This window comes from Flexivirga sp. YIM B11880, from assembly GCF_058148645.1.
The window spans coordinates 144,442-161,512 of record NZ_JBMAMH010000001.1 but is presented as its reverse complement, the minus strand read 5'-3'; the positions used below and the strand labels follow the sequence as shown (position 1 = coordinate 161,512).

The 17,071-nt window shown below is 68.8% G+C and carries 14 protein-coding genes; all 14 read left to right on the top strand.

The window, feature by feature from the left end:
* Positions 1–15 precede the first annotated feature (15 nt).
* The 14 genes from nuoE to ACN8HC_RS00670 all read left to right on the top strand — a co-directional run bounded on the left by nuoE (position 16) and on the right by ACN8HC_RS00670 (position 16,978).
* On the top strand, positions 16–789 hold the full coding sequence (nuoE, locus tag ACN8HC_RS00735; protein WP_490072951.1) for an NADH-quinone oxidoreductase subunit NuoE: 774 nt from the start codon (positions 16–18) through the stop codon (positions 787–789).
* Entirely contained in the window at positions 786–2,111 is a 1,326-nt protein-coding gene (gene nuoF, locus ACN8HC_RS00730) for an NADH-quinone oxidoreductase subunit NuoF (protein WP_490072950.1), read from the top strand. Before nuoE ends, nuoF begins: the two co-directional genes overlap by 4 nt.
* Positions 2,108–4,582, top strand: coding sequence for an NADH-quinone oxidoreductase subunit G (locus ACN8HC_RS00725; protein WP_490072949.1), 2,475 nt, complete (start codon positions 2,108–2,110; stop codon positions 4,580–4,582). The genes nuoF and ACN8HC_RS00725 overlap by 4 nt, the downstream gene beginning before the upstream one ends.
* The gene (gene nuoH / locus ACN8HC_RS00720; RefSeq protein WP_490072948.1) at positions 4,579–5,961 is read left to right on the top strand and encodes an NADH-quinone oxidoreductase subunit NuoH; all 1,383 of its coding nucleotides are present in this window, start codon (positions 4,579–4,581) and stop codon (positions 5,959–5,961) included. Before ACN8HC_RS00725 ends, nuoH begins: the two co-directional genes overlap by 4 nt.
* Entirely contained in the window at positions 5,954–6,565 is a 612-nt protein-coding gene (gene nuoI / locus ACN8HC_RS00715) for an NADH-quinone oxidoreductase subunit NuoI (protein ID WP_490072947.1), read from the top strand. Before nuoH ends, nuoI begins: the two co-directional genes overlap by 8 nt.
* Complete coding sequence (locus ACN8HC_RS00710; RefSeq protein ID WP_490072946.1) at positions 6,562–7,356, top strand: NADH-quinone oxidoreductase subunit J; 795 nt, start codon at positions 6,562–6,564, stop codon at positions 7,354–7,356. The genes nuoI and ACN8HC_RS00710 overlap by 4 nt, the downstream gene beginning before the upstream one ends.
* Positions 7,353–7,652 (top strand): NADH-quinone oxidoreductase subunit NuoK, encoded by a 300-nt coding sequence (gene nuoK / locus ACN8HC_RS00705; protein ID WP_490072945.1) that lies wholly within the window; start codon positions 7,353–7,355, stop codon positions 7,650–7,652. The genes ACN8HC_RS00710 and nuoK overlap by 4 nt, the downstream gene beginning before the upstream one ends.
* 20 nt (positions 7,653–7,672) lie before the next feature.
* A complete protein-coding gene (gene nuoL, locus ACN8HC_RS00700) occupies positions 7,673–9,568 on the top strand; it encodes an NADH-quinone oxidoreductase subunit L (RefSeq protein ID WP_490073672.1) in 1,896 nt (631 codons plus the stop codon).
* Positions 9,568–11,238, top strand: coding sequence for an NADH-quinone oxidoreductase subunit M (locus ACN8HC_RS00695; RefSeq protein WP_490072944.1), 1,671 nt, complete (start codon positions 9,568–9,570; stop codon positions 11,236–11,238). Before nuoL ends, ACN8HC_RS00695 begins: the two co-directional genes overlap by 1 nt.
* Entirely contained in the window at positions 11,235–12,773 is a 1,539-nt protein-coding gene (gene nuoN / locus ACN8HC_RS00690; protein ID WP_490072943.1) for an NADH-quinone oxidoreductase subunit NuoN, read from the top strand. The genes ACN8HC_RS00695 and nuoN overlap by 4 nt, the downstream gene beginning before the upstream one ends.
* Before the next feature lie 70 nt (positions 12,774–12,843).
* Positions 12,844–13,830 carry a polyprenyl synthetase family protein gene (locus ACN8HC_RS00685; RefSeq protein WP_490072942.1) on the top strand — a complete coding sequence of 329 codons (987 nt, stop codon included), beginning with the start codon at positions 12,844–12,846 and terminating at the stop codon, positions 13,828–13,830.
* Positions 13,831–13,906: 76 nt separating this feature from the next.
* Positions 13,907–14,509 carry a TetR/AcrR family transcriptional regulator gene (locus ACN8HC_RS00680; RefSeq protein ID WP_490072941.1) on the top strand — a complete coding sequence of 201 codons (603 nt, stop codon included), beginning with the start codon at positions 13,907–13,909 and terminating at the stop codon, positions 14,507–14,509.
* Positions 14,506–15,684, top strand: coding sequence for an alanine racemase (locus ACN8HC_RS00675; RefSeq protein WP_490072940.1), 1,179 nt, complete (start codon positions 14,506–14,508; stop codon positions 15,682–15,684). Before ACN8HC_RS00680 ends, ACN8HC_RS00675 begins: the two co-directional genes overlap by 4 nt.
* On the top strand, positions 15,677–16,978 hold the full coding sequence (locus ACN8HC_RS00670) for a D-arabinono-1,4-lactone oxidase (RefSeq protein WP_490072939.1): 1,302 nt from the start codon (positions 15,677–15,679) through the stop codon (positions 16,976–16,978). The genes ACN8HC_RS00675 and ACN8HC_RS00670 overlap by 8 nt, the downstream gene beginning before the upstream one ends.
* Positions 16,979–17,071: the final 93 nt, after the last annotated feature.

Below are 17,071 nucleotides of genomic sequence, written 5' to 3'. Positions count from 1 at the left end.
GGCAAAATGACCGAGATGAAGCAGGTCCATGCGGAGGACCGGGCACACGCGTCCAACGCAATCCTGCACCCGCCGGCACCGTTGCACGCGACCGACGAGCCCTACACCGACGAGCAGTTGGCGCAGCTGCACACCGACATCGACGCGATCATCGCCCGCTACCCGGTGAAGCGGTCGGCGCTGCTGCCGATGCTGCACCTCATCCAGAGCGTCGACGGCTACGTCACCGGCCGCGGCGTGCGGCTGTGCGCCGAGCGGCTCGACCTGACCGACGCAGAGGTCAGCGGCGTGGCGACGTTCTACTCGCAGTACAAGCGCCACCCCAACGGCGACTACACCATCGGCGTGTGCACCAACACGCTGTGCGCGGTGATGGGCGGCGACCTGATCTTCGACGCGCTGTCGGAGCACCTCGGCATCGGGCACGACGAGACGACCGAGGACGGCAAGATCACCCTCGAGCGCGTCGAGTGCAACGCCGCGTGCGACTACGCGCCCGTCGTGATGACCAACTGGGAGTTCTTCGACAAGCAGACGCCGGAGTCGGCCGTGCAGATGGCGGACGACCTGCGTGCCGGCAAGGACGTCGCGCCGACCCGTGGCGCGGCGAAGGTGTGCACCTTCAAGCACATCGAGCGCGTCCTGGCCGGTTTCCCGGACGGCCGCGCCGACGAGGGCGTCGGTGCGGGCGAGCAGTCCCTCGAGGGGCTGCGCCTGGCCCACCAGAACGACTGGCGCGCTCCCGGGGACGAGGGCGGGCCGCTGGCCGAGGACGAGGAGCAGAAATGACCACCACCCTGACGCCGGTCCTCACCAAGCACTGGGACGACCCGCGCAGCTGGACGCTCGAGGCCTATCAGCGTGAGGGCGGTTACCAGGCGCTGGACAAGGCGCTCGGCACCGACCCCGCAGCCCTGATCGAAGAGGTCAAGAACTCCGGCCTGCGCGGCCGTGGCGGCGCCGGCTTCCCGACCGGCATGAAGTGGTCCTTCCTGCCCAAGCCGGACGGCGGTCCCCGCTACCTCGTGGTCAACGCCGACGAGTCCGAGCCGGGCACCTGCAAGGACATCCCGCTGATGATGGCGACTCCGCACACGCTCCTCGAGGGTGTCGCGATCACGTCATACGCGATCGGTTGCCACCACGCGTTCATCTACCTGCGCGGCGAGGTCGTGCACGTCTACCGCCGGCTGATGCACGCCGTGCAGGAGGCGTATGACGCGGGCCTGCTCGGCACGGACATCGGCGGCAGCGGCTTCGACCTCGAGGTCACCGTGCACGCCGGCGCCGGCGCCTACGAGTGCGGCGAGGAGACCGCGCTGCTGGACTCTCTGGAGGGGCGCCGTGGGCAGCCGCGCCTGAAGCCGCCGTTCCCGGCGGTCGAGGGCCTCTACGCGCGCCCGACCGTCGTCAACAACGTCGAGTCGATCGCGTCGGTGCCGAGCATCATCGCCAACGGCGCCGACTGGTTCGCCGGCATGGGCACCGAGAAGTCCAAGGGTTACGGCATCTTCAGCCTGTCCGGGCACGTGACGCGTCCCGGACAGTACGAAGCACCGCTCGGCATCACGCTGCGCGAGCTGCTCGACATGGCCGGCGGCATCCGGGAGGGCCACGAGCTGAAGTTCTGGACCCCGGGCGGTTCGTCGACGCCGATCTTCACCGCCGAGCAGCTCGACGTGCCGCTCGACTTCGACTCGGTCGCCGCGGCGGGTTCGATGCTCGGCACCCGGGCGCTGCAGATCTTCGACGAGACGACGTCGGTCGTGCACGCGGTCGCGCGCTGGACCGAGTTCTACAGGCACGAGTCGTGCGGCAAGTGCACGCCGTGCCGCGAGGGCACCTACTGGATGCAGCAGATCATGACCCGGCTGGAGCACGGCAAGGGCACCGCCGAGGACATCGAGACGCTGCTCGACGTCTGCGACAACATTCTGGGCCGCTCGTTCTGCGCCCTCGGTGACGCCTCGACCTCGCCGATCACGTCCGGCATTCAGTACTTCCGTGAGGAGTTCGAGCTCGGCATGACCACCCCGTGGTGGGAGGCCTTCCCGCCGGCCAACTCCGCACTCTTCCCGGTCGCAACCCAGAAGGAGGCCGCGTCCGTATGACGACCGTCACCGATGGCAAGACGCCGGACGCCCCACCGGCCGAGGATCTGGTCACTCTCACGATCGACGGTGTCCCGGTCTCCGTGCCCAAGGGCACCCTGGTGATCCGGGCGGCCGAGCAGATCGGCATCCAGATCCCGCGCTTCTGTGATCACCCGCTGCTAGACCCGGTCGGCGCCTGCCGGCAGTGCCTCGTCGAGGTGCCCGATGCCGGCAACGGCCGTGGTATGCCGAAGCCACAGGCCTCGTGCACGCTCGCGGTGGCCGACGGCATGAAGGTCGAGACCCAGCTGACCTCCCCGGTCGCCGACAAGGCGCAGCACGGCCAGATGGAGTTCTTGCTGATCAACCACCCGCTGGACTGCCCGGTCTGCGACAAGGGCGGCGAGTGCCCGCTGCAGAACCAGGCGATGTCCAACGGCCGGCCCAGGAGCCGCTTCCAGGACGTGAAGCGCACCTACCCCAAGCCGATCAACATCTCCACCCAGGTGCTGCTCGACCGGGACCGGTGCATCCTGTGCGCCCGCTGCACCCGCTTCTCCGACCAGATTGCCGGTGACCCGTTCATCGCGCTGATCGAGCGGGGTGCGCTGCAGCAGGTCGGCATCTACGAGGAGAAGCCGTTCCAGTCCTACTTCTCCGGCAACACCGTGCAGATCTGCCCGGTCGGCGCCCTCACCGGTGCGGCATACCGCTTCCGGTCCCGGCCGTTCGACCTGGTCTCCACGCCGTCGGCCTGTGAGCACTGCGCCAGCGGCTGCTCCCTGCGCACGGACCACCGGCGCGGCGTCGTGCTCCGCCGGATGGCGCTCGAGGACGCGGCGGTCAACGAGGAGTGGAACTGCGACAAGGGCCGGTGGGCGTTCAAGTACGCCACCACGGACCGGCTGCAGACGCCGCTGATCCGCGACCACAGCGGCGACCTGCGGGTCGCGTCCTGGCCCGAGGCGCTCGAAGTGGCCGCCCGGGGCATCGCCCGGGCCAAGGCCGCGGGCGGCGTCGGCGTGCTCACCGGTGGCCGGGTCAGCGTCGAGGATGCCTACGCGTACAGCAAGTTCGCCCGGCTGGTGCTCGGCACCAACGACATCGACTTCCGGGCGCGGCCGCTGTCCGTCGAGGAGGCCGACTTCCTGGCCAGCTCGGTCGTCGCGACCGGTCCTGACGGCGGCGCGGTCACGTTCGGCGACCTCGAGCAGGCTCCGAGCGTGCTGCTCGTCGGCTTCGAGCCCGAGGAGGAGTCGCCGATCATCTTCCTGCGGCTGCGTAAGGGCTACCGGAAGCACGGCACCAAGGTCTTCTCGGTGGCGCCGTTCGTGACCCGCGGGCTGGAGAAGATGGGCGGCACCCTGATCGCCGCCGCTCCCGGCACCGAGGCCGAGGTGCTCGACGCGATCTCGGAGGCACGTGGTGACCTCGAAAGCCTTGCGCGGCAACTGAGTTCGGACACGATCATCCTGGTCGGCGAGCGGATGGCGACCGTGCCCGGCGCCCTGTCCGCAGTGCTTGCCCTGGCGCAGGCCAAGGGCGCCCGGGTGGGGTGGGTGCCGCGGCGCGCCGGCGAGCGCGGTGCGCTCGAAGCCGGTGCGATCGGCAACCTGCTGCCGGGTGGCCGGCCCGTCACCGACGCCTCCGCGCGCGCCCAGGTCGGCGCGGTCTGGGGCGAGGGCGAGCTACCCGAACTGCCCGGCCGGGACACCGACGGCATCCTCGCCGCGGCCGCGTCGGGCGAGCTGACCGGGCTGGTGGTCGGCGGCGTCGACCCGCGCGACCTGGCCGCGCAGGAGACCGCCCAAAAGGCGCTGGACAAGGCGTTCGTCGTGTCCCTGGAGCTACGGGAGAGCCCGGTGGCGCCATACGCCGACGTCATCCTGCCGGTCGCCGCGCAGCAGGAGAAGGCCGGTTCCTATGTCAACTGGGAGGGTCGCGTGCGGCCGTTCCAGCGGGCCATCGAGAGCACCGACATCCCGGACTTCCGGGCACTCGACCTGCTCGCGGCCGAGCTCGGCGAGTTCCTCGGCACCCGCAGCGTCGACCAGATCCGCGCCGAGCTGGCCGAACTGGGTCCCTGGGACGGAGTCCGCCCGGTCCGGCCGCGGGTGAAGTCCCGTGGCGTGCCGCGGCCGCTGATCGGCGAGGCCGTCCTGGCCACCTGGACCCACCTGCTGGACCGGGGCGTGCTGCAGGACGGCGAGCCGTTCCTGGCCGGCACCGCGGTGCCCTCGGTCGCCCGGCTGTCCGCCGCCACCGCCGCGAGCGTCGGTGTGGCCGAGGGCGAACACCTGCGGGTGTCGACCAAGAGCGGCGCGATCACCCTTCCGGTCGTCATCACCGAGATGCCCGACTACGTGGTGTGGCTGCCGACCAATTCGACCGACAGCGCCGTGCGTGCCACCCTCGGTGCCGACGGAGGCGCGATCGTCGCGCTGGCCAAGGCACCGGCGACCGTCGCCGAGAAGGAGAGTGCCCAATGAGTTTCGTTGCACTCGCCGGCCCGGCGCTGGCCGCGGCCAGCACCGACAACCCGGCCGCCGACTTCAGCGACACGCCCTGGTGGCTGTCGCTGATCAAGGCCGTCCTGCTGTTCGTCTTCCTGCTGCTCAACACGCTGATCGTGATCTGGTTCGAGCGGCGCGTCATCGGCCGGATGCAGCAGCGTCCCGGCCCCAACCGGGTCGGCCCGTTCGGCCTGCTGCAGACCCTGGCCGACGGTGTGAAGCTGGCGCTGAAGGAAGACATCATGCCGCGCAAGGCGGACAAGGTGATGTTCGTCCTGGCGCCGATCATCGCCGGAGCGATGGCGTTCGTGTCGTTCGCGATCATCCCGCTGTCCGGCAGCGTCTGGATGTTCGGCCACTACACCCCGTTGCAGCTGACCGACGTCCCCGTCGCCGTGCTGCTGGTGCTGGCGGTCGCGGGCGTCGGCGTCTACGGCATCGTGCTGGCCGGCTGGTCCTCGGGCTCGACCTACCCCTTGCTCGGCGGACTGCGCTCCAGCGCCCAGGTGATCTCCTACGAGATCGCGATGGGTCTGGCCCTGGTCGCCGTCTTCCTGTATGCCGGGTCCATGTCGACCAGCCAGATCGTGCTGGCCCAGAAGAACCTCTGGTATTGCATCCCGGCGTTCTTCTCGTTCGGCGTCTACATCATCACCATGGTCGGCGAGACCAACCGGTTGCCGTTCGACCTCGCCGAGGGCGAGGGCGAGCTCACCGGTGGCTTCCACACCGAATACTCGTCGCTGAAGTTCGCGATGTTCTTCCTCGGCGAATACGTCAACATGTTCACCGTCTCCGCGCTGGCCACCACGCTGTTCCTCGGCGGCTGGCAGGCGCCTCCCGGGATCGCGGCCATCGGCGGCGGGATGTTCAACGGCGGCTGGTGGGGCGTGCTGTGGTTCGTCATCAAGCTGTGGCTGTTCATGTTCTTCTTCGTCTGGCTGCGCGGGTCGCTGCCCCGTGTCCGCTACGACCAGTTCATGCGGCTCGGCTGGAAGGTGCTCATCCCGAGCACGCTGGTGTGGGTCGTCGCCGTGGCGTTCCTGCGGGCGTCGAACGAGGGCTTCCTCGGTCACGCGAAGATCCTCGGCGGCCGGATGCACCGCTCGACGCTGATCGTCATCGTGATCATCGTGCTGCTGGTGCTCGCCTTCGCCTGGATCTACGACTACAGGGCGGCAGCCGCGGAGAAGGCCGTTCCGCCCGAGCCCACGGAGGTCGACCCGTTCGCGGGCGGCTACCCGGTGCCGCCGCTGCCCGGACAGACGCTGCGCGAGCCGGCACCCGCGCTCACCGCGCCGCCGGCATACCAGAGCAGCGAGACCGAGACCGAGCCCGAGGAGAGTCGTGGCTGACAACAACGACGAGCAGAGTTTTCTGCAGGAGCTGTTCGCGCCGGTGGCCGGCTTCGGCGTCACCTTCGCGACGATGTTCCGCAAGGTGGCGACCGAGGAATACCCGGAGGAGAAGCGACCGACCCAGCTGCGCTTCCACGGACGCCACCAGCTCAACCGCCACCCGGACGGCCTGGAGAAGTGCGTCGGCTGCGAGCTGTGCGCGTGGGCCTGTCCGGCCGACGCCATCCTCGTCGAGGGCGCCGACAACGACGACCTGTCCGGTGAGCGGTTCTCGCCCGGCGAACGCTACGGCCGCGTCTACCAGATCAACTATCTGCGCTGCATCTTCTGCGCGCTGTGCATCGAGGCCTGCCCGACGCGTGCGCTCACCATGACCAACGAGTACGAGCTGGCCGACAACAACCGCGCCGATCTGATCTTCACCAAGGACCAGCTGCTCGCGCCGCTGCAGTCCGGCATGCTGCCCGCGCCGCACCCGATGGTCGAGGGCATGGACGAGAAGGACTACTACAAGGGCAAGGTGACCGGCGCGACCACCGCTCAGGAGGAGTGGGTGCGCGCGCACGACGGCGCAGCCACCGACGAAGAGGAGACAGCATGAGGCTCGGTGGCGCGGAGGCAACGCTGTTCTTCTTCGGCGCCCCGCTCGCGGTCGCCGGTGCGCTGGCGCTGCTCTTCGCACGCAAGGCCGTCCACGCGGCCGTCGGGATGGCCCTGACCATGGTGATGCTCGGTGTGTTCTACATCGCCGAGCAGGCCGAGTTCCTCGGCATCATCCAGATCTTCGTCTACTCCGGCGCGGTGATGATGCTCTTCCTCTTCGTCATCATGCTGGTCGGCGTCGACTCCTCCGACTCGCTGGTCGAGACGATCAAGGGCCAGCGGGTCGCCGGCCTGCTACTCGCGCTCGCGGTGATGATCAGCCTGCTGGTCAGCGTCGCGAAGATCAGCTTCGGCGCCGCCAAGGGCTTGCGGTCGGTCAACGAGAGCACCGGCAACGTCAGCGGGCTGGCCAACCTGATCTTCGGACCCTACGTGTGGGCCTTCGAGGTCACGTCCGCGCTGCTGATCACGGCGGCGCTCGGCGCCATGCTGCTGGCACACCGCGAGCGGCTGCGGCCCAAGGCCTCCCAGGCCGACTGGTCGCGCTCGCGGATCCGCAGCAACAGCTATGTCGCCGGTCTGCCGGTGCCGGGTGTCTACGCCCGCAGCAACGCGACCGACCTGCCGGCGCTGCTGCCGGACGGGTCGATCGCCGAGGCCTCGGTGCAGCGGGTGCTGCGGGCGCGCGGCCAGGTCGCCGCCCCCGGCCCGCACGTGGCCGCCGCGCTGGAGATCGAGGGTGAGGCCGGAGACATGACGAGCAAGGAAGTAGGCGACGTGAAGTCATGACACTTACCTCATACATCTACCTTTCGGTGATCCTGTTCTCCATCGGCACCGCCGTGGTGCTGCTGCGCCGCAACGCGATCATCGTCTTCATGGGCATCGAGCTGATGCTCAACGCCGCCAACCTCGCCTTCGTGACGTTCGCCCGCATGCGCGGCTCGCTCGACGGCCAGGTCATCGCGTTGTTCGTGATGGTGGTCGCTGCCGCCGAGGTCGTGGTCGGCCTCGCCATCATCATGGCCATCTTCCGCGCCCGCAGGTCCGTGTCGGTCGACGACGCCAACCTGCTGAAGCTGTGAGTTAGGGAGTATTCGTGACCATGCACGACGCCACCGGTGTGGCATCAATCGGCTGGCTGATGATCGGCCTGCCCGCGCTGGGTGCCGCGCTGCTGATGCTCGGCGGCAAGAAGCTGGACAAGGCCGGCCCGTATGTCGCGGTGCTGCTCTCCTGGGCTGCGTTCGTCATCGGCCTGCTGATCCTGCTGCAGCTGCGCGGCAAGCCGGCCGACGACCGGTCGATGCATCTGCACCTCTACTCCTGGATGCCGGCCGGGGGACTGAACCTCAACGCCGGTCTGCTGATGGACCAGCTGTCGCTGACCTTCGTCATGCTGATCACCTTCGTCGGGTCGCTGATCCTGGTCTACTCGCTGGGCTACATGGAGCACGACCCGGACAAGCGCCGGTTCTTCGCCTACCTCAACCTCTTCGTGGCGTCGATGCTGCTGCTGGTGCTCGCCGACTCCTACGTGCTGCTCTTCGTCGGCTGGGAGGGTGTCGGTCTCGCGTCATACCTGCTGATCGGCTTCTGGAACTGGAACCCCGAATACGCGACCGCCGCGAACAAGGCGTTCTTCCTCAACCGCATCGGTGACATGGGCATGCTCATCGCGATGTTCATCATGTTCTGGGCCTGGGGCAACCTGGACTTCAACCACGTCAACGCGGCCGTCGCGCACACGGGCGAGGGCACCCTGCTGGCGATCGGGCTGTGCCTGCTGGTCGCCGCCTGCGGTAAGTCGGCGCAGTTCCCGCTGCAGTCCTGGCTGGGCGACGCAATGGCCGGTCCGACCCCGGTGTCGGCCCTGATCCACGCGGCAACCATGGTGACCGCCGGTGTCTACCTGATCGTGCGCAGCCACGTCATCTTCAACGCCTCCGAGAACGCCCGCCTCGCCGTCTGCCTGGTCGGCGCGATCACCCTCTTCGGCGGCGCGGTGATCGGGTGCGCCAAGGACGACTTGAAGAAGGCGCTCGCCGCCTCGACCATGTCCCAGATCGGCTACATGGTGCTGGCCGCCGGGCTCGGTCCGGTCGGCTACGCCTTCGCGATCTTCCATCTGGTGACGCACGGCTTCTTCAAGGCCGGCCTCTTCCTGGGCGCCGGGTCGGTCATGCACGGCATGAACGACCGGGTCAACATGCGCCGGTTCGGCGGCCTCTGGGTCGTCATGAAGATCACCTGGGTGACCTTCGGCCTGGGCTTCCTGGCAATCATCGGCTTCCCCGGCCTGTCCGGCTTCTGGTCCAAGGACAAGATCATCGAGGCCGCGTTCGAGGGCTCCGGCTGGAAGCCGTGGCTGTTCGGCCTGGCCGCGCTCATCGCCGCCGGCATCACCGCGTTCTACATGTCCCGGATGTTCTTCATGACCTTCATGGGCAAGCGGCGATGGACCGACGACGTGCACCCGCACGAGTCGCCGCTGACGATGACCATCCCGATGATGGTGCTCGCAGTGGGCTCGGCGTTCCTCGGACTCATCCTCGGCCCGACCGGCATCATCACCGACTGGCTCGAGCCGGTCGTCGGCAAACACGAGGACAGCCACGCGGTCATCGGCCAGTACCCGTTGATGGTGCTGACCTTCGTCCTGATGGTCATCGGCATCGCGATCGCGTGGAAGATGTACTGGCGCGACGCCGTGCCGGTCACCCCACCGGTCGGCTCGCCGCTGACCCGGGCGGCCCGTCGTGACCTCGGTCAGGACGACTTCAACCAGGCAGCCGTGCAACGCCCCGGCCTGCACCTGACCCGCGCGCTGGTCTTCTTCGACAACAAGGTCGTGGACGGCGTCGGCAACGGTTCGGCCGCGGGCATCGGCGGCAGCTCCGCCCGACTGAAGAAGATGCAGAACGGATACGTGCGTACTTACTCCTTGACGATGCTCGTCGGTGTCGTTGCAATCCTCGGCGCCTTTTGGGTGGTGCGGTGATGTCGAACTTTCCCTGGCTGACGACGCTCGGCGTCATACCCCTGGTCGGTAGTGCCGTCGTGTGGGCACTGCCCAAGGCGACGGCGCGCAACTCCCGCGTGGTGGCGCTCGCCTTCTCGCTGCTGACCCTCGTGGTCGGCATCGTCGCGGCGACCCGGTTCAAGACCGGCGGCGGGCACGGGCAGTTCCAGCTGACCGAGACCCACTCGTGGATCCCGCAGTTCGGTGTCTCCTACGCCCTCGGTGTCGACGGTATGGCGCTGACGCTCATCCTGATGAGCGTCGTGCTGGTGCCGATCGCGCTGCTCGCGGCGTGGAACGACGTGCCGGAAGGCGGCCGCCGGGAGCAGAGCTATTTCGCGCTCATCCTGATCGTCGAGACGTTCATGATCGGCGTCTTCGCGGCGACCGACGTGTTCCTCTTCTACGTCTTCTTCGAGGCGATGCTGGTCCCGATCTACTTCCTGATCGGCCTGTATGGCGGGGCGCGCCGGCAGTACGCCGCCATGAAGTTCCTGCTCTTCTCGCTGCTCGGCGGGCTGATCATGCTGGTGGCGGTCATCGCGCTCTACCAGCAGGGTCCCGGCGGCGACCACGGCTTCCTGGTCAGCACCCTGACCGGCCTGCACATGTCGCAGTCCACGCAGCGGCTGCTGTTCGTCGGCTTCTTCTTCGCCTTCGCGATCAAGGCCCCGATGTGGCCGGTGCACACCTGGCTCCCGGACGCGGCGACCGAGGCCAAGCCGGCCGTCGCCGTCCTGCTGGTGGCCGTGCTCGACAAGGTCGGCACCTTCGGGATGATCCGCTTCTGCCTGCAGCTCTTCCCGGAGGCCAGCAAGTGGGCGACCCCGGTCGTGATCATCCTGGCGGTCGTCTCGGTGGTCTACGGCGCAATCGCGGCCATCGGCCAGAACGACATGATGCGGCTGATCGCCTACACCTCGGTGAGCCACTTCGGCCTCATCGTGCTGGGCATCTTCGCGGTGACCCGCACGTCGGTGATCGGCTCGCAGCTCTACATGATCAACCACGGCTTCACGACCGCGGCGCTGTTCCTGTTCGTCGGCTTCCTGATGGTGCGTGGCAAGAGCAAGAACATCACCGACTACGGCGGCTGGCAGCGGACCACCCCGATCCTGGCCGGTGTGTTCCTCACCGCGGGCCTGTCGGCGTTGTCGCTGCCCGGGCTGAACTCCTTCGTCTCGGAGTTCCTGGTCCTGGTCGGCAGCTTCCAGCGCTACCCGGTCGCGGCCGGGTTCGCGGTCACCGTCGTGGTGCTGGCGGCGCTCTACATCCTGCTGATGTACAAGAACGTCTTCACCGGCCCCAAGCAGCAGCTCGTGGCGGCCGCCGACGGCACCCTCGCGCTGGGCCCGGACGGGTTGCGTCCCTCGACCGGGATCACCGACACGCTGTTCGACGAGCCGGAGATCGACAAGGAGGACGTGCCCGCGGAGGCGCGGGTGCGCGGATCCGCCATACAGGACCTCGGAGCGCGTGAGCGAACGGTCGCGGGCGTGCTCATCGCGTTCATGCTCTTCCTCGGCTTCTTCCCCAAGCCCGCGCTCGACCTGCTGCGGCCCGCGGTCGACTCCACCCTCCAGCACGTCCACGTCCACGACCCGGCACCGCATGCCGGCGTCACCACCACCGAGGGGAGCAGCAAGTGACCTCCACCTTCACCCAGGCACACATCTCGTATGCCGCTGTCGTGCCGATGCTCATCATCTTCGGCGCGGCGTTGGTGGGTGTCCTCCTCGAGGCGTTCCTGCCTCGCGGCCAGCGTTACTGGGCGCAGCTCGGGCTGACCCTGGTCGGCATCGTCGCGAGCTTCCTGACGCTCGTGCTCATCTCGCGCAACCACACGGGCGTCACTGCCGGCGACGCGGTCGTCATCGACGGTCCTGCGCTGCTGCTGCAGGGCACCGTGCTGGTGATCTCGTTCCTCGCGGTGCTGCTGATGGCCGAGCGCTTCGACCTGCCGGCCGCGGACGCGTTCACCCAGTCCGGTGCCTCGGTGCCCGGTTCGGCGCTGGAGACCAACTCGGTCAGGCTCGGCGCGACCACCACCGAGGTCTTCCCGCTGGTGCTCTTCTCGATCGGCGGCATGATGCTCTTCGTCGCCTCCGGCGACCTGCTGATCATGTTCATCGCGCTCGAGGTGTTGTCGCTGCCGCTCTACATCCTCACCGGTCTGGCCCGCCGCCGGCGACTGCTGTCGCAGGAGGCCTCGATGAAGTACTTCCTGCTCGGTGCGTTCTCGTCGGCGTTCTTCCTCTTCGGCTCCGCCCTGGTGTATGGCGCCACCGGCACGATCAAGTTCGGCGGTCTCGCCAACGCGGTCGGCACGATCACCGGCCGGGACGACATCCTCATCCCGGGCGTCTTCCTGATCGGCGTGGGCCTGCTCTTCAAAGTGTCCGCCGCGCCGTTCCACGGCTGGGCGCCGGACGTCTACCAGGGTGCGCCGAGCCCGGTGTCCGGTTTCATGGCGACCACGGTGAAGGTGGCGGGTTTCGGTGCGCTGCTGCGCGTCTTCTACGTCGCGCTGGACGGGCTGTCCTGGAACTGGCAGCCGGTGATCGCCGTCGTCGCGGTGCTGACCATGGTGGTCGGTGCGGTGTTCGCGGTGACCCAGACCGACATGAAGCGCCTGCTCGCCTACAGCTCGATCTCACACGCCGGCTTCCTGCTCGTGGGTGTCGTCGCGCTGAACAAGACCGGCCTGTCGGGCACCATGTTCTACCTGGTGGCCTACAGCTTCACGACCCTGGCCGCCTTCGGGATGGTGCCGCTGGTGCGCTCGGCCGGCTCCGAGGCGACGCACCTGTCGCAGTGGGCCGGTCTGGGCAAGACCAGCCCGGTGCTGGCGGCGACGTTCTCCTTTCTGCTGCTGGGCTTCGCCGGCATCCCGCTGACCTCCGGGTTCACCGCGAAATTCGCGCTGTTCTCCGGCGCGGTCGGTCACGGGGCGACCTGGCTGGTGGTCGTCGCGATGCTGATGAGCGCGGTCACCGCCTTCGTCTACATCCGGATCATCGTGCTGATGTACTTCTCGGAGCCGAACGGCGACACCCACGTGCTCATCCCGTCGCCGCTGAGCGGCATCGCGGTCACCGTGGGCGCGCTCGCGACCCTGGTGCTCGGTGTGGCGCCGGCACCGCTGCTCAACCTCGCACAGCACTCCGCGCTGTTCATCCGATGAAAAATTGCGTCGGTCGAGTAGGCGAGCCCCCAGGGCGAGCCGTATCGAGACCACGTTCCATGAGGTCGCAATGAGTAGGGCCGCGACGCTGATGCCGTCGGCCAGCCCGGCGCTGGCCGACCGGCTGACCGAGGGCCTCGCGGCGGTGGACCGTCGGCTGACCGAGGTCGTCCAGCACGAGGACGAGTTCATCGCCGGCGCGTCGCAGCACCTGCTCTCCGGCGGCAAGCGCTTCCGGCCGTTGCTCACCCTGCTCGCCTCCGAGCTCGGCACCGGCGTGAACGAGGCCGTGGTGGATGCTGCGGTGGGGGTCGAACTCACCCACATCGCCTCGCTCTACCACGACGATGTCATGGACGCCGCCGAACGCCGGCACGGCAAGTCGAGCGTCAACGCGACCTACGACAACATCACCGCGATCATCGTCGGCGACCTGCTCTTCGGGAGGGCGTCGGAGATCGTCGCCGGCCTGGGCAGCGAGGCCGCGCGGATCCAGGCACAGACCTTCGTCCGGCTGTGCGCCGGGCAGATCCGCGACGACCGGCAGGCGCCGGCCGACGAGGACCCGATGGAGCACTACCTCGGGGTGCTCGCGGACAAGACCGGCTCACTGATCGCCACCGCCGCGCGGTATGGCGCGATGTTCGGCGGCTGCCCGGCGGAGACGGTCGAGATCATGCGCCAGTACGGCGAGTATGTCGGCGTGGTCTTCCAGCTGTCGGACGACGTACTCGACATCGTGTCGGAGGAGTCGGGTAAGACGCCCGGCACCGACCTGCGCGAGGGCGTCACGACGCTGCCGGTCCTCTACGCGCGGGCCTCGCGCGACCCGGCCGACGACCGGCTGAAGTCGCTGCTGTCCCATCCGTTGCTGGACGACGCCGAGCACGCCGAAGCGCTGGCGCTGCTGCGCGCACATCCGGCGCTGGAGCAGGCGCGCCGGCATACCGCTGCCGTGGCGGAGCAGGCCGCCCGCCTGCTCGAACCGCTGGGGGACAGCGACGCTCTCGACGTGCTGCGCAGCCTGCCCGGACAGGTCGCCTCGCGCACGGTCTGACGGCACCTCGGAGCGAGCGACACCAAGCACCGCCAATTCGTGGACGCTTGTCCAAGACCGTGGTTACACTCCGAGCATGCCACGCTTGTCTGCGCAGGACCGACGTGTCGAGCTGGTCGAGGCGACCGTGCGCGTCGCCGTTGCCGAGGGGCTCGAGGCCGCGACCGTCCGACGGATCGCCAAGGAAGCCGGCGTGCCGCTCGGCACCGTCCACTACTGCTTCGGATCCAAGGCGGCGCTGATCAGCGCGGTCGCCGACAGCATCGAGCAGCCGACGATCGACGTGGGTGCGCTGGCGGCGCTGCCCACGGACGAGGCGCTGGTTGCTGCGTTCCGCGCGTACTGGGAGCAGATCGGCAGTGACCGGCGGCGCCAGCTGCTCATCTACGAACTGCTCGCCCATCTGTCCCGGGGTGACGCCGAGAGCCGGGAGATCGCGCGCAGGCTGGTGGACCGCGCGTTCGGCGTCGTTCTCGACGCGTTGCGCACCTACGCCCGGGCCGTGGGCCGCTCGCTGCCGGTCGACTTCGTCGTGCTGACCAGACTGATCATCGCGGTCGCCGACGGAGTCAGCCTGGCATGGATCGTCACCAGCGACGACGAGCAGGCGCAGGTGGTGCTGGAGACCTTCGCGCGGTTGCTGGCCGGCGCGATCGATGCCGGGTTGCCGCCGGCGTGAGACTGCCTGGAACGCGACGCGGTGCGTCCCCCGACGGCTCGCTGTGGGGAGCGCTCGGCGAAGTCAGCGCGCCGGTCGCCGTGCTCGACGTGGCGGCGTGTGAGCACAACCTCGCCGAGATGCGCAGGCGGGCGCACGGGCTGCCGATCCGGGTGGCGTCCAAGTCGATCCGGGCCCGTGGGCTGATCGACCGGGTGCTCACCGAGCCGGGTTATCGGGGCGTGCTGGCCTACTCGGCGGCCGAGGCATGCTGGCTCGCCCGGCACGGTGTCGAGGACGTTCTGGTCGCCTACCCGACGGTCGACACCGCGACGATCGCCCAGGTGGCGGCCGATGCGCGGCTGCGCGAGCGGATCACTTTCATGGCCGACCTTCCGGCGCACCTGGCGCTCATCGAGGCCGCGGCCGGCGGGCAACCCGTGCGCGTGTGCCTCGACGTCGACAGCTCCCTCGACGTCGGCCGGGTGCACCTGGGCGTGCATCGCTCCAGCGTGCACACGCCCGAGCAGGCTGCGCAATTCGCAAGACTGGCAGCGAGTTTCGAGCAGATCCGGCTGGTCGGGCTGATGTTCTACGACGCGCAGATCGCCGGCATGCGGGACACCGGTCCCGCCATACGACTGATGAAGCGCAAGTCCGCCGAGGATCTGCGGGTGCGGCGCCAGGCAGTGCGCGCGGCCGTCTCGCAGTATGCGCGGCTGGAGCTGGTCAACGCCGGCGGCACGGGCAGCCTGCACGCCGACTGGGATGCGTCCGTGACGGAATTGGCAGCAGGATCAGGGCTTTTCACGCCCACGTTGTTCGACGAGTATGACGACACCGATCTGCGGCCGGCGGCGTACTTCGCCTCGCCGGTGGTGCGCAAGCCGCGCCCCGACATCGTCGTGACCTTCAGCGGCGGGTATGCCGCCTCCGGTGTCCCGGGCCGGTCACGGTCGCCCCGTCCGGTGCACCCGAAGGGTCTGCACCTGTTCCGGACCGAAGGTGCCGGCGAAGTGCAGACACCGTTGCGCGGCAGGAGCGCTCGCGAGCTGCAGTTGGGTGACCTGGTGTGGTTCCGGCACGCGAAGGCCGGAGAGATGTGCGAGCGCTTCACCGAGATCGTGCTGGTGCGCGACGGCGAGATCGTGGACCGGCTGCCCACCTACCGCGGAGAAGGACAGAACTTTGGCTGAGTGGAGCAACTGGGCGCGCACCGTGACCAGCCGCCCGCGGGAGACGGTCCTGGTGCGCGACGTGCCTCACCTGCAGCTGCTGTGCGAGGAGTCGATGCGCGCCGGGCGCCGGGTGAAGGCGGTGGGCGCCGCGCACTCGTTCACCGGCATCGCGGAGCCGACCGACGTGCTGGTGCGGATGGACCGGTTGTCCGGGATCCGCTCGGTCGACGCGGCGACCGGCCGGGTCTGGGTGCACGCCGGCACGCCGTTGCACGTGCTCGGTCCGGAGTTGCAGCGCCGCGGCCTGGCGATGACCAATCTGGGCGACATCGACCGGCAGACGATCGCCGGTGCGGTGTCGACCGGCACCCATGGCACCGGCGCGCGCTTCACGGGCCTCGGCGGGCAGCTGACCGGTCTCGAGCTCGTGCAGGCCGACGGCTCCCTGCTGCGCGTGACCGATGACGAGAACGCCGGGTGGCTGCCGGCCCTCGCGGTCGGCCTGGGCGCGCTGGGCATCGTCACGGCCGTCGAGATCCAGTGCGTCCCGAAGTTTCTGCTGCACGCCGTCGAAGCACCGGCGTCACTCGACGAAGTGCTGGACGGCATCGAGGAACGAGTCGACGACACAGACCATTTCGAGTTCTACTGGTTCCCGCACACGGACCGCGTGCTCACCAAGAGCAACACCCGGCTGACTGACGAGTCGCAGCGGGCGCCGCTGCCCGCGTGGCGCAGCCGCCTCGACGACGACCTGTTGTCCAACAAGCTGTTCGGGGCGCTCAACAAGGCGGCAACGCGAGCGCCGCGGATCATCCCGGCGGTCAACCAGGTTTCCGCGCGTGCCTTGTCCCGGCGCGAGTTCACCGACTGGTCCGACCGGGTGTTTGCCTCCGAGCGGGACGTGGTCTTCCGGGAGAGCGAGTTCGCCATACCTCGTGCGGCCGTGCCGGAGCTGCTGCGCGAGCTGCGTTCCTGGCTGGCGCGCAGGGTCGAGGTTGTCACCTTCCCGGTGGAGGTGCGGTTCGCCGCCGCCGACGAGCTGTGGCTGTCGACGGCATACCAGCGTGAATCGGGCTACCTGGCGATCCACCAGTACGCCGGACGCGACCACCGGCGCTACTTCGAGGCGTTCTGGTCGATGCTGGCCGGGCTGGCCGCGCGCCCGCACTGGGGCAAGCTGCACGATCTGGAAGCAGCCGAACTGCGTTCGCGCTACCCGAAGTTCGACGACTTCGTCGCCCTGCGGGACCGCCTCGACCCGCAGCGCGTCTTCACCAACGCCTACCTCGACCGCGTCCTCGGCCCCTGACCCCACCGACGGGACAACAACAACACCGACGGGACAACAACAGGATCGAGGGGACACGAACGGGCGCCATACGGTGCCGGTTTTCGCCTGCAT

What these genes read in the sequence shown, in the direction of transcription:
- nuoE (WP_490072951.1), top strand. Translation starts at nt 16, where the DNA reads ATGAAGCAGGTCCATGCGGAGGACCGGGCACACGCGTCCAACGCAATC.
- nuoF (WP_490072950.1), top strand. Translation starts at nt 786, where the DNA reads ATGACCACCACCCTGACGCCGGTCCTCACCAAGCACTGGGACGACCCG.
- ACN8HC_RS00725 (WP_490072949.1), top strand. Translation starts at nt 2,108, where the DNA reads ATGACGACCGTCACCGATGGCAAGACGCCGGACGCCCCACCGGCCGAG.
- nuoH (WP_490072948.1), top strand. Translation starts at nt 4,579, where the DNA reads ATGAGTTTCGTTGCACTCGCCGGCCCGGCGCTGGCCGCGGCCAGCACC.
- ACN8HC_RS00710 (WP_490072946.1), top strand. Translation starts at nt 6,562, where the DNA reads ATGAGGCTCGGTGGCGCGGAGGCAACGCTGTTCTTCTTCGGCGCCCCG.
- nuoK (WP_490072945.1), top strand. Translation starts at nt 7,353, where the DNA reads ATGACACTTACCTCATACATCTACCTTTCGGTGATCCTGTTCTCCATC.
- nuoL (WP_490073672.1), top strand. Translation starts at nt 7,673, where the DNA reads ATGCACGACGCCACCGGTGTGGCATCAATCGGCTGGCTGATGATCGGC.
- ACN8HC_RS00695 (WP_490072944.1), top strand. Translation starts at nt 9,568, where the DNA reads ATGTCGAACTTTCCCTGGCTGACGACGCTCGGCGTCATACCCCTGGTC.
- ACN8HC_RS00685 (WP_490072942.1), top strand. Translation starts at nt 12,844, where the DNA reads ATGAGTAGGGCCGCGACGCTGATGCCGTCGGCCAGCCCGGCGCTGGCC.
- ACN8HC_RS00680 (WP_490072941.1), top strand. Translation starts at nt 13,907, where the DNA reads ATGCCACGCTTGTCTGCGCAGGACCGACGTGTCGAGCTGGTCGAGGCG.